The following is a 12,670-nucleotide window of genomic DNA, read 5'->3' on the forward strand; positions in this document are numbered from 1 at the left end:
GAAAAGGATTTCTCTCAATGGCTATATCTTATTTCATAGTGTTAGCATAAATAAAGATTATTCATTATGAATCTTAAAAAAGCCACTGTTGTGGTTATTGCCTTATATGTATTAGTTTCCTGCTCCCTGTTACACGCTGATCAGCAGCCAAGTCCTGATCCTGCGGATTTGACCAGTGCCCAAAGTTTTATATGGGCGCAGGGAGGAATGTCCAGTTCCAAGGCAGAAGACAATCGCACCAGTATGGGTGTTGGTAAATTAACAGGAGGGATTTCAGGTGCTTTCAATGAGAGTTCACAATACCTTGGTCTTCTTGAGCAGGGTTTTAATAATGATGGCACTGCCGATACTCGGGGTCGTCTTTTTACTGTGTTTGATACAGGAAGTCATCTGGTTTCTAATATAGGCGTGTCAGTTGACTATATTCGTAATGCCAAGTCAAAAGATACCACTACCGCATTTGGCATTATTGGAAAAGTTGAGACTCCCGTTGACTGGATGACAGTGTTTCCAAACTTGGCACTGGTGGAATCAAAAATAAAAGGCGAAGGCCAAGTGTTGAAAAGTAAAGGTTATCAGTTTAATCTGTTTAACAGCTTTTATATCGGCGATAGCGGATTGTACTCAATGGTTTCTCCTCAATATACAAAGCTGAAAGACCTTTCCACAACAAAACTGGAAATTTCTTTTGGTGGACCATTAACAGACAGCGGGAAAACCTGGTGGGATATAAAAGCTGGATACACAAAGCTTAAAGGTAAAAAATTATTACGAGGCGCGAGAGCAGAAGAAGCTGATGTAATGGTTGGTGTAAGTCATTACTTCTAACATTAATCGGTTTTTACTTAACCTTAATTTGTTTATAGATTCTATTCAGTTTGTTATTAAAGGGCTTTGTCATAGTAATGATAAGGCCCTTTTTTTATTTTCAAATATGAGTATGTAATAAAAATCAGTATGCGTCTTTTAAGAGTTGATGGAATAAGTAGAGGAAAAAGTACTGTGTTCATAATTGAACGTCTTAAAGCTAAATTGACCTCATTTTTTCATAATCATTAATCACTATTAGAATGAAAAATTGTATTTTTGCAGTGGGGTTTTCTCTATTTTACGCGGAGGGATTAGTCTGGATACTCTTGAATCAATCGCTTTGAATATCAGGTTAGAACAACCACTGACTCGCAGCTTTTCTAACCTGTATATCTCTACGCTTGATTCAAAACCGATAGCCAGCCTTAACATAATAGTTATCGAATTCAATATGACGAAAGGATGAACTGTCGGGTTGGTCTCGTTCATACCAGTTATAGCCAGCCCCTACATCCCAGCGTGGGTCGAATCGATAATTTACCTCCATAGATGCATCACGAATCTTACCTTTACTGTTTTTCCCCCAGGAGCCACTGGCCGTGAGGCCAATTCCATTGCCAAACTGATACTCAAGTGATCCGGAGATCATGGGATAGAAAAACCACTCACTCTTATCAGCCTGGGTAGATCTGCTTGTCGGGCTTTTATAGATTTCTGCTTCTGTATACTGAGCAACCAGTGAGACTCCCATCTTTCCAGGAAACCGATAAGTTAACGGTAAATGGTGCAACCAGCTCACACGAAAATCATTAGCCATAAAGCGGGAATGGTACTGCTCACCAGAGACTTCACCTAGTGCCCTTATCTCATAAGGGTGCCAGAAGAAAGAGAGATGATTAAGGCTATCAGCCTGATAACTCCAGCGGACGGCTGATGTCATTATTTCATTTTCAGCATGTTTATAGTCAATCCCGGTTCCACCGCCAGCAAAATCATTGGAAGTGAAGTGGCTGATTGAAGGGTAGAATTCGAAGTAGTATTTACCTTCAAAGTCAGTGTTATATCTCTTCTTCTCTTGACTACTCCTGCTGTCAAAGACCGCAGATGACATAACGATGTTAACACCAAGCCCATCACTGCATGGCAGAAAGGCAATATCGTCATTCACTGAGTTAACAAAGTACAGAGAAGATAGAGTGGCAATACTGGCTCCCGCAATTACATCATCCCAGTAGTGCTTTTCCGCATAGACCCAGCTATACCCCGTGAAGGCTGCCATTGCGTAGGCTGGCAGCCCCCATTGAGCACCATAACGAGAATAGATAAAGGATGCACCACCAAAAGCTGCGCTGGTATGGCCTGAAGGAAAAGAGTTTGGAGGATTATTGCTAGAGGAAAATTCATCGTAATTAGGGCGTCTCTTTTCGATCATCAGCTTGGCGCCATGAACCATCAACTGAGATGCAGCAAAAGACTTAACAAACTGCCATCGACCGTCCGCATCCTCATGATAATAAGTGAGTCCCAAGCTGATGAGAGGTGTTACGATTTGTGTCCAGTCACCAATGGTTTCAGTCGTATTGCCTTAACTGACAGGGCTAAACAGGCAAATGGGCAGGGCTGATGCCAAGACTTTTAAACTGTGGCTTTTGATTTTTTTCATGACTTTTTCTATTTATAAGGTAGGAATTTACTGGTTTTGGGCAGTACGGGGGTAAGAAAAAAGCCTGAGGGAATAGTTTTCCGACAGGCTTTTTTTATTTCTTATTGATATTTGAAGCGGTAGCTTTCCAGCTGGATATTCCCTGGGTTGCCCGGTGAGACATGATACTCAATATACTCATCATCTATTTCGACGACATGCCACAGGTTGGATGTCTCAATTTTCTCATCGACAGGCTTGTTGATCGGCTTTTTTGAAAACAGTGCTTCCCATTTTACCGGCGTCATTTCTTCCGGTGTTTTACCTTTTATTGCACTTGATATCATGTTATATCGAACAACACTGTCATCATTATATTGCCAATACGCTTCTGGAAGATTGTTCATATCTATCTGTTTACTGGTCAGTTTCAATGCTTCCCGATAAGAGGTGGATAAATCATTATTTACGCGAGCTACATTGGCAACCGCCATCCACTGACCACCCGTTGTTAACTCTGTTTGATGATTTGAAGAAACCTCAAAGGTACGGGTGCCATTTTTATCCGTCAGGGTATAAGCCAGGCCTGCCGCGGGCTTGATTCTTTCAAGCAGTGTGATGGCTTTATCAACGGATCCGGCTTCCAGCAGTTTGCGATAAATAAAAATTTGAGCCAATCCATTATCGATATCATGAGCCAGCTGGAACTTCGAATGGGGCGTGAAGGTATAACCGTTGCTGGCATTAATTCCGTGACCAATCAGAGTACCAGCATAGGTGGTGGTTAATAGTACAGTTCCATCGTCTAATACATGCTTGATCAGTGTCTGACTTCCTTCAAAGTGCCGGGTCCAGTCAAGCGTGTATCCGACAGTGGCTTCCCCAGCGGCCCATACCGAACCGTGAGAACAGTGGCCGGTGACCTGATCTAAGCCTGCTTTTGCTGAAGCAAGCATGGGATCAATCCCTGTCATTTTTTCCAGAACCCAGAACGTTTCGTCGAAATTCAGGTTGTAGATAAATACATCCTTGAAATCCAGGTTTGCACCATGGGCAATACCTTTAATTTCCTCAACCAGTTCAGGTGCTTCCTTTTTAGCAGTCTGGAAAAGCCCTGTATTGTCGAAAAAGAACTGTCGGTAATCTGACCAGTTATAGTCAGTACCTGCCTCTTTAAGGAAGGCTGATACCATGTCGTACTTGAATCGGTTGAGTGTCGGTCTGATTACTTTTCGTAGTGCTTCTCCATGCTGTATACCTCGCTCATAAGCACTACCTTTTACTTCGACGGTGAAAAATTCTGACTGTTCATTATTTAATTCAACCTGATACTCGACCGGAGGGACGCCCGTCAGATTCTGGGCCTGAACGCCTGAACAAAAAATGGCGGCAAAGAATATCGGAATAATGTTTTTACGCATGGGTGATCTACTTTCTATCCTTGAACAGAAACACCATCGATAGTCATGATGGTATTCCTGTTATTGAAAGAGTATTGGTTGTTTTAGATATTTTCTGCGGCCTTGATAATGGCGGGTGCCATTTCCTGAAACATCATTAATGCCATTCTTGGTGTTTCTGGCCGGGCGTAACTGCCGGCAGTAGCGATGACAGTGCCAGAATCTTTGTCCATGATCACACTCTGTCCATGTATGCCAACCATCGCGAGCATTTTTCGGCCTTTGATATTCATTACCCGGAACTGGTCTTTATACCAGGCGTCAGGAGCAAGGTGAGATTCTTTGTTGTACTTCCAGGCAGATCGAACCTCATCATTGCCTTCCATCAGGTTGTCAATAAATGCCTTGGGAATGATCTGTTCACCCTGATTGTTTTTGCCATCATTCAGGAGCATCCGGCCGACTTTTGCCAGATCTCTGGTCGTGATATTCAGACCACCGGATGCAACAACATAACCAGTGGGGTCTGATTGCCATACAGCATTGCTCTCTACACCAAGATGACTCCAGACTTTTTCAGAAAATAACTCTGGAAGCTTTTTGCCCATTGTTTTTTCAACGACTAAACCAAGAACTTCGGTATTAATGCATTGGTATTGGTAAGCCTGACCTGTTGGATATTGTCTGGCTTTTACGGTCTTGGCGTATTCGATGGTGCCTTTCAACCGCCCTTCGACGTAACCATTCCACTCCTGAGCGTGAGTCATTGCATGATCCCATGACAGGCCAGGTGCAATATTGACTTTAATGCCAGAGCGCATGTCGGAAACTTCCTGAACGGTGCTGTTGGCAAAAGCAGACCCTTTTAGCTCTGGCAGATAGTCCTGAACCTGCCGGCTCATATCCAGTTTGCCCTCCTCAACCGCTATGGCGGCCAGCATACTGGTGAATGATTTGGTTACGGACATGACCAGTGTTTTACTGTCTGGAGACAAGCCATTCCAGTAATGCTCATGAATCAGGTTATCCCCTTTGAGTACAACCATGGCATTGTTGTGAAGTCGGTCGCGCAGTAAGACCTCAAGACTTAATGGACCGTCCGCATCGTTGACCTGTATTTCTTTTAAATTCAGTTTTTCTTGTGCTTTCCATTGCTCTGACGGGTGACCAGATTTCTCAATGGTGTAGGAGTGAGTAAATTTCCAGGCATTCTGGAAGCTGGCAGTGGCCATCTCACCGCTATCCCAGTTTTCCTGGGTCAGGCCATAGTTTTTAACCTGATTGAGAAAGCTTGCATCAGGTCCATTCAGCTCAAGAGCGCTTGCAAACACTGATGTCAAGATTAGAGAAGCTAAGAGGCCTGCTTTTTTAACTTTTGTTTTCATTTTCTTCGACGCTCCCTATAAATTATGTGGCCATTTTGATGCCTTTTAATCAGAGGGGCATGTCAGACTCTGTCATGAAAAAGTTACAGGTCTCTATTATTATTTTGTTGGTCAGGAATAGAGAGTGTGAGGGGCTGTCTGTGAACGGCGATAGAAGATTCCATTCTTTGTTCTACGCTGAGCACTATAAAAAGTACCAGTTTGAGTAAGGCATCATATTAAAACTTGCGCTGCACTCATACTTTAAATGAAACGACAATGACATAATAAAAACTTTCATACATTCAAAGGTTTCTTGGGGGAGAATGTAATGAAATATAACGCGATTAAAGCGCTTGTTCTTACGCATGATACGGGCTCAATTTCTTCTGCTGCCAGAAGAATGAGAAAGCCCAGAACAATGGTCAGTAACTGGATTCAGGGATTGGAAGATGACTGGGGAATTTGTCTGTTTGATCGACAGGGTTATAAGCCAGAGCTGACCAAGGAAGGACAATCCCTGCTAGCTGTGTGCCGCTCGTTATTGGCGGACAAGGAAATGATGGAATTGAAGCTGGCCAGTATTATGCAGGCTGAAGAACAGCGTCTGTCCATAGGTATGGTCCATGGACTTGATAGCGGTTTTCTCCTGGATCTTGTTGAAGGCTTTGATCAGAAATACCCCTCTCTCAATATCACTATCATTAATGGTTTTGATGATGAAATATCATCTAAGTTATATAGCGGCGAAGTGGATTTGATTTATGCACTTCTCCGCAACCCGGATCCATCAATATTTAATTGTCATCAGACTGGGTTTTGTGATTTTGTTGCAGTCTGTCACCCTCAGCACCCTTTGGCGAAGTATGAGTCGCTGGAGTACACCGATCTCTCAAGTCACCGTCAGATCTGGCCATTGCGGCATGACTCTCACAGCCTAAACCAGTACCGATTTTCCAATATCTTCTGGCAGGTGCCTGATTATCGAACCTCAATTGATCTGGTTCGCAGGCAGTTAGGTTGGACTTTTTGTCCAAAAAATTTGGTGATGGATCAAATCAGAAATCAGGAGCTCGTCATTCTTAATCACCCCCAGGCAGTTTTTCAGGTACCGATTGGTCTTGCCTGGAGAGCAGATCGTCATCCTGGACCGGTTATGGAATACATTATTGACCGTGTTATCCATAACAAGGGGGATGAAGCTTCTTAATCAAGGGAGGCTTTATTGCCTCTGAAAATGAAAAGCGGAACGTAAATGCTCCGCTTTTCAATGCTTCTATAAAATCATCGCCGCAATCCAGGCAAATAGGATCATGGGAATGTTGTAGTGCATGAACGTTGGAATGACGGTATCACGAATGTGATCATGCTGCCCATCGACATCAAGCCCGGCGGTTGGGCCAATAGTAGAGTCCGAGGCTGGAGAGCCTGCGTCACCCAGAGCACCGGATGCACCAACAATCGCGGCAGTAGCCAGGGGCGAAAAGCCAAGGGCCAGTGCCAGAGGGACATAGAGAGTAGCAATGATGGGAATGGTTGAGAATGAAGAACCAATACCCATGGTGATCAGCAACCCGACAACCAACATTAGAAACGCAGCCAGCGGCTTGCTGCCAAAAACCAGCTCCTCAACCATGGCCACCAGGGCAGGGATATCCCCCGTTGCTCTGAGCACTTCGGCAAAGCCGGATGCAGAGATCATGATAAACCCGCAGAGAGCCATCATTCTTACGCCCCGGGCAAAGACATCATCAGCTTCCCGCCAGTTCACAATGCCACCGAGGATCATCATCATAAAGCCTGTAGCAGCACCCATAGCCATGGAGTCTGTGAACAGTTGGACACCGAGTGCTGCTGCGATGGATGCCAGAGTAATCAAGACTGCTTTTGGCTCCATGGGCTGCTGGTTTTCTTCAGCCGTTTCCAGAGCATCCTCTTCAATGTGGTAGTGACGTGGTTTCCGGTACGTCCAGAACACGGCGACAAGCAGACCAATAAACATGCCAAGTACTGGAAGAGCCATGGCAGATGGCATCAGGTCAGGGTCAATGTTCAAGCCATTATCGTTAAGGTTGCCCGCCAGGATCTGGGTCAGATAGATATTCCCGAAGCCAATGGGGACCAGCAGATAGGTCGCAATTAGTCCAAACGACAGTGTGCTTGCTACCGCCCTGCGATCAAGTTGTAAAGAACTGAAAACACCCAGTAACGGTGGAATCAGAATAGGGATAAAGGCTATGTGGACGGGTACTACATTCTGAGAGGCAAATGCCATCAAAAGGATACTTCCAAGGATTGAGACCCGGATGCCTGCAGTTTTTCGGGTTTGGGCTACTCTCTGAATAATACGGTCAGCCAGCCATTGGGGAATTCCGGATGCAGATATGGCCATAGCAAAGGCACCAAGCATTCCATAACTGATGGCGATGCTGGCACCGCCCCCCAAGCCTTCAGTAAAAGCAGTTAGAGTTGCATCAAACCCCAGTCCACCTGCAAGACCACCACCGATAGCACCTAAAAAAAGTGCGAGTACAACGTTTACACGCAAGACACTCAAGGTCAGCATGATGGCAACAGCCAAAATGACAGCGTTCATAGTAATCCAGTTTTGTTATATTGGTTTGCGATACTTCAATCCACAGCACAATCCATAGCAGATCAGCGTAGAACTCCTTAAGAGCAGTCGCATCCAGCGATTAGTTTTGCCTTGAGATCTTTTTTTCTAGTTGGAAATTTATATATTCCACATTGAGGCTAGAAGCTCAGGCGATAAAAGTAAATGTGTTCGGGTATGACCGAACCATTAGATCAATGGTGGAGATGGTGTCGGTGGGAATGCAGAGAAGAGGCAATAGAAAGGGCAGAGTTACACTGTTCTGATCGGGTGTCAGCACTTCGCATTGTTAGCAGCTTTCTGGGCAACATCGTTATTTTCTCTGGTCTTTATGCTCTTACAACAGGACTGCAAGCTCAGATATTTAATGCCTGCAGCCGTTCCTAGCAGTAGTTAAATTACAATGAACTGTTAGCTCAGGCAATGATTTTTTCTCTTTACAGTTATGAAAAACCAATCACTTTATCTCAATTTAGTTAGATACTCTGGGAAGTGCACAATCATATGGTAGGTCTTTCAAATAGGTTGATTATGGGTTGGTAAGCACTTGCCTTTATCTTACTTGGAGTGAAAGTACTCTTTGTCACATTACTGTCATATTGATTCTGTATCTTACGAGCATGATGTAGGTTCTGTTGACATAAGTTTGTGGTGCTCAGCTCACAGAGCATCCATACCGGTGTTGTAAGAACTTGAAAGACGTCAGTATTCCTGCGTTCTTGCGCCCTGGTGCTCAGTGTGGGTATTGGCCTGAGCGCTCTGGCTTGAGCTGAGCCTGACAAACTTATGCCAACAGAACCTGAAATCCGGCTTGCGCTATGTATCAAAAATCGATAAATAACAGCCCGGGTATTGATTTCAATGCACCGGCACTAAAAAAATATCGTTCTCTGCGCTTCTTAAAAGACCGTCTTGCCCGCTGGGGGGTCGCCTCTGGGGGGCTTGGCGTTATTCTGGCGATTCTCCTGATTTTCTTTTACCTGCTCTATGAGGTTCTGCCGCTATTCAAAAGCGCGGAAATTACGCAGGTTTCTTCATACCCATCGATTCAGACATCAGGCGATACGAAAAAAGTACCGATGTTTCTATCAGTCGAAGAGCAGGCTGAAGTAGCAATGAAAGCAGAGGCTTCCGGTAATCTGCGCTTTTTTTCTGCAGAAACCGGAGAGCGGCTGAAGAATGAGCCTCTGCCGGTACCCGCAGGCAGTGAAGTGGCCCAGGTGGTAAAGAGTGATTCCAGTTCCAATCTGATGGCTGCTGGCCTCTCAACAGGGGAGATCATCCTTTTTGAGCAGGGCTACAGGATTACCTGGCCTGATGACCGCCGGAAGATCACACCAGAAGTCAGCTATCCCTACGACCGCCAGCCCTTGGCAATAAGCGGTTTATCTGCCCCGGTTTCTCAGCTGGCTATCAGTGATGGTGAGGATAAGCTCTTGGTAGCGGCCAGCATATATAACCAGCTGGTGATGGAGGCTTTTAAGAAGGAAGAGGACTATTTAACCGAGTCAGTCACTATTGAGCGGCAGTCAGTTACAGTGCCGGTTGTCAGTGGGCTTTCTGCTGGGGAAGAGCTTGATATCCGTCAGTTACTTATTGACCCCGAACAAACCTGGCTTTACGTCCTCAGTGGAAGTAATCAACTGACGATGATCAATATCAACGATATTGATCGTCCTTATATCCATGAGACGCTCAATCTAACTACTCAGGGAGTAGACGTTACAGAGTTGACGTTCCTGTTAGGCGGCGTGTCCCTGCTGGTTGGCGACTCAGAGGGTAATATCGCTCAGTGGTTTATGGTTCGTGAGGATGGCAGCCTGAACTTGAAGAGAATTCGCTCTTTCAGTCTCGGTAATGATCCAGTCGACAAGATTGTTCCGGAGCACCGGCGCAAGGGGTTTCTGGCTTCGGATATTAATGGTCAGGTAGGCTTGTTTTACACGACAGCAAACCGTTCTCTGCTGGTGGAGCCCATGGCTGCTGGTCGAATTGATCAAATGGCCGTAGCTCCAAGAGGGAATTATCTGATTCTGGAAAGTCAGGGCGAGACTCAGTTCCTGAAAATTGAGAATGAGCATCCGGAAATTTCCTGGTCAGCCCTCTGGGGAAAAGTCTGGTATGAGTCTTACAGTCAGCCTGATTATATATGGCAGTCCTCTGCATCAAATAATGACTTTGAGCCCAAACTCAGCCTGATGCCTTTGTCGTTTGGGACCCTCAAGGCAGCGTTTTACGCTATGTTGCTGGCAGCACCTCTGGCGATTTGCGCGGCAATCTATACAGCTTATTTTATGGCTCCAGGCATGCGCAGAAAGGTAAAGCCGGTTATCGAGCTGATGGAGGCCCTGCCTACGGTCATTCTTGGTTTTCTTGCTGGACTCTGGCTGGCCCCCCTGATTGAAAACCAGCTGGTGGGTATTTTCGTCCTGTTGCTCTTTGTGCCTGCCGGCATACTGATATTTGCTTTCGGCTGGGATAGCTTGCCCTCAAGCATTCGTCACCGAATTCCTGACGGTATGCAGGCCGGATTGCTGGTTCCCGTGGTGTTAGTCAGTGGTGCTTTGGCCATGTCTCTCAGTTCCAGTCTTGAACTCTGGCTCTTTGATGATGATATGAGCACCTGGCTGACCACAGAGCTTGGTATTCCCTACGATCAGCGTAATGCCCTGGTCGTAGGATTGGCTATGGGGTTTGCCGTTATTCCAACCATATTTTCCATCGCGGAAGATGCGATATTCAGTGTGCCTCGGCATCTGACCTACGGTTCTCTGGCTTTGGGAGCAACACCATGGCAGACCCTGACTCGTGTGGTTCTGTTAACGGCTAGTCCGGGTATTTTCTCTGCGGTGATGATTGGTATGGGAAGGGCTGTGGGTGAAACCATGATCGTACTGATGGCGACAGGCAATACACCCATTATGGATGCCAATATTTTTGAAGGAATGCGGACGCTGGCGGCCAATATTGCCGTTGAAATGCCTGAGTCTGAAGTAGGTAGTAGCCATTACCGAATTCTCTTCCTTGCCGCTCTGGTGCTGTTCCTGTTTACCTTTGTGGTTAACACGGTGGCGGAGATGGTGCGTCATCGTCTCCGTAAGAAGTACAGCTCACTCTAGGTTGAAGAAGGGAAAGAGGATAGAAATTACCATGAACAATACCCTTCTAAGCACTAGAAAACGCTCTGTAGGTGAATGGGTTAAAAGTGGCTCCCCTTGGGTGTGGTTAAATGCTGGCGCTGTTGCCATCAGTCTTGTTCTGGTGATTGGACTGCTGGGTTTGATTGCCTTCCGAGGATTGGGACACTTCTGGCCAGGCCAGATCATTGTTGCCGATTACCAGCCCCCCGGGCAGACCATCAGAACGGTTGCGGGAGAAATTACCGACAGTGAAGAAGTGCCTGCAACCCGTCTGGAGTCATCAGGCCTCGACGTGGTTGACGGGCAGGAGCTTTATACCCGCGACTTATTGAAGCAGGGCAACCGGGATCTGAGTGGTGCTGACTTTGTCTGGATCGTTGATGAGTGGTTAAGCAGCCGGCAGTATCCTGAAAACATCATGGTACTTGAGCGTCGTGAATGGGGTAATTTTTATGGCTTCCTGGAGTCAGTTCAAGAAGGTGGAGCCACTGTTGTCACTGGTGAATCGGCCTGGACCATCTTCAATGAGCGCTTAGACCGGGCTCTCGTGATTTATGAAGCGATCTACCAGATTGAAAAGCACGACATTGGTTCAATCAACGCCTCAATAGAGCAGTTGAGGCTGGCAGAGCGCCGTCTGGAGCTGAGTGGTGATATTGATCCGGTTCGTCAGGCTGAGATTCAGGCTGAACGCAAGCTACTGAATCAGGAATATCAGCAGCTGGAAACCCAGCTGAGAGATCTTTATCGGGCCTTCAACCGTGACAGCTTTGTTGCCAGAACGGTTGATGGACAAACGCTGGAACAGCCGATTAGTAAGGTGGTTCGTGCCTATCAGCCCAATACCATGTCATTGACTGACAAAATTGGTTTTTACTTTGACAAGGTTGGTGAGTTCATTCTGGATGACCCCAGGGAAGCCAATACCGAAGGCGGTGTATTTCCTGCCATTTTTGGCACGGTGATGATGGTAATTCTAATGTCCATTATGGTGACTCCTTTCGGTGTGATCGCCGCCGTCTATCTTCGGGAGTACGCTAACCAAGGCTGGATGACCCGGGCCATTCGAGTGGCTGTAAATAACCTCGCCGGTGTTCCTTCAATTGTTTACGGGGTCTTTGGTCTTGGCTTTTTCATTTACTTCGCCGGAGCAAAAATCGATAACCTGTTTTTTGCAGAAGCATTGCCATCACCTACGTTTGGTACTCCGGGGTTGTTGTGGGCATCCATCACACTGGCTCTGTTGACCCTGCCGGTGGTGATTGTCGCCACGGAAGAGGGGTTGTCCCGTATACCCCGCTCTGTTCGGGAAGGCAGTCTGGCGCTCGGTGCGACCAAGGCAGAAACCCTGTGGCGGGTAGTGCTGCCCATGGCGAGCCCTGCCATGATGACCGGCTTGATACTGGCGGTTGCCCGTGCAGCAGGGGAGGTAGCACCACTGATGCTGGTGGGGGTTGTTAAGTTGGCACCCAGCTTACCGCTGGATGGCAACTATCCCTATCTGCATCTTGATCAGAAGTTCATGCATCTTGGCTTTCATATTTTTGACGTTGGTTTCCAAAGCCCGAATGTAGAAGCAGCCAGACCTCTGGTGTATGCCACTGCGTTGCTGCTGGTGATTGTAATTGCTGTGCTGAATCTGTCCGCCGTTGCTATTCGCAATCGGTTACGAGAAAAATACAAGAGCCTTGAGGACTGAG

At 46.4% G+C, this 12,670-nt stretch carries 8 protein-coding genes; 4 read left to right on the forward strand and 4 right to left on the reverse strand.

Translation table 11 applies throughout. From position 1 onward, the window contains the following. Positions 1 to 66: 66 nt before the first annotated feature. Positions 67 to 828: a hypothetical protein gene (locus GV64_RS02675; RefSeq protein ID WP_020584712.1), complete on the forward strand. Its 762-nt coding sequence runs from the start codon at positions 67 to 69 to the stop codon at positions 826 to 828. Between the two features lie 388 nt (positions 829 to 1,216). Here the strand turns inward: GV64_RS02675 and GV64_RS23545 are convergent, their stop codons facing one another. From GV64_RS23545 to GV64_RS02690, 3 genes are all read right to left on the reverse strand, one after another. Beyond that, positions 1,217 to 2,338 (reverse strand): phosphatase PAP2 family protein, encoded by a 1,122-nt coding sequence (locus tag GV64_RS23545; RefSeq protein WP_020584711.1) that lies wholly within the window; start codon positions 2,336 to 2,338, stop codon positions 1,217 to 1,219. 236 nt (positions 2,339 to 2,574) lie between these two features. Continuing rightward, positions 2,575 to 3,873: a C45 family autoproteolytic acyltransferase/hydolase gene (locus GV64_RS02685; protein ID WP_020584710.1), complete on the reverse strand. Its 1,299-nt coding sequence runs from the start codon at positions 3,871 to 3,873 to the stop codon at positions 2,575 to 2,577. An 83-nt stretch (positions 3,874 to 3,956) separates the two neighbouring features. Further along, complete coding sequence (locus GV64_RS02690; protein WP_020584709.1) at positions 3,957 to 5,237, reverse strand: serine hydrolase domain-containing protein; 1,281 nt, start codon at positions 5,235 to 5,237, stop codon at positions 3,957 to 3,959. A gap of 310 nt (positions 5,238 to 5,547) precedes the next feature. Here GV64_RS02690 and GV64_RS02695 point away from each other — a divergent pair, with 310 nt between their 5' ends. Next, complete coding sequence (locus GV64_RS02695; protein WP_020584708.1) at positions 5,548 to 6,426, forward strand: LysR family transcriptional regulator; 879 nt, start codon at positions 5,548 to 5,550, stop codon at positions 6,424 to 6,426. A 66-nt stretch (positions 6,427 to 6,492) separates the two neighbouring features. On the opposite strand, the gene GV64_RS02700 is transcribed toward GV64_RS02695, so the two are convergent. Continuing rightward, on the reverse strand, positions 6,493 to 7,812 hold the full coding sequence (locus tag GV64_RS02700) for a Na+/H+ antiporter family protein (protein ID WP_020584707.1): 1,320 nt from the start codon (positions 7,810 to 7,812) through the stop codon (positions 6,493 to 6,495). Between the two features lie 836 nt (positions 7,813 to 8,648). Here GV64_RS02700 and GV64_RS02705 point away from each other — a divergent pair. Both GV64_RS02705 and pstA read left to right on the forward strand, forming a co-directional pair. Then, on the forward strand, positions 8,649 to 10,949 hold the full coding sequence (locus tag GV64_RS02705; protein WP_020584706.1) for an ABC transporter permease subunit: 2,301 nt from the start codon (positions 8,649 to 8,651) through the stop codon (positions 10,947 to 10,949). 31 nt (positions 10,950 to 10,980) lie between these two features. Then, a complete protein-coding gene (gene pstA, locus GV64_RS02710; protein WP_020584705.1) occupies positions 10,981 to 12,669 on the forward strand; it encodes a phosphate ABC transporter permease PstA in 1,689 nt (562 codons plus the stop codon). Position 12,670: the final 1 nt, after the last annotated feature.

Source organism: Endozoicomonas elysicola, assembly GCF_000710775.1.
GTDB classification, from domain to species: Bacteria; Pseudomonadota; Gammaproteobacteria; order Pseudomonadales; family Endozoicomonadaceae; genus Endozoicomonas; species Endozoicomonas elysicola.

What these genes read in the sequence shown, in the direction of transcription:
- GV64_RS02695 (WP_020584708.1), top strand. Translation starts at nt 5,548, where the DNA reads ATGAAATATAACGCGATTAAAGCGCTTGTTCTTACGCATGATACGGGC.
- GV64_RS02700 (WP_020584707.1), bottom strand. Translation starts at nt 7,812, where the DNA reads ATGAACGCTGTCATTTTGGCTGTTGCCATCATGCTGACCTTGAGTGTC.
- GV64_RS02690 (WP_020584709.1), bottom strand. Translation starts at nt 5,237, where the DNA reads ATGAAAACAAAAGTTAAAAAAGCAGGCCTCTTAGCTTCTCTAATCTTG.
- pstA (WP_020584705.1), top strand. Translation starts at nt 10,981, where the DNA reads ATGAACAATACCCTTCTAAGCACTAGAAAACGCTCTGTAGGTGAATGG.
- GV64_RS02675 (WP_020584712.1), top strand. Translation starts at nt 67, where the DNA reads ATGAATCTTAAAAAAGCCACTGTTGTGGTTATTGCCTTATATGTATTA.
- GV64_RS02685 (WP_020584710.1), bottom strand. Translation starts at nt 3,873, where the DNA reads ATGCGTAAAAACATTATTCCGATATTCTTTGCCGCCATTTTTTGTTCA.
- GV64_RS02705 (WP_020584706.1), top strand. Translation starts at nt 8,649, where the DNA reads ATGTATCAAAAATCGATAAATAACAGCCCGGGTATTGATTTCAATGCA.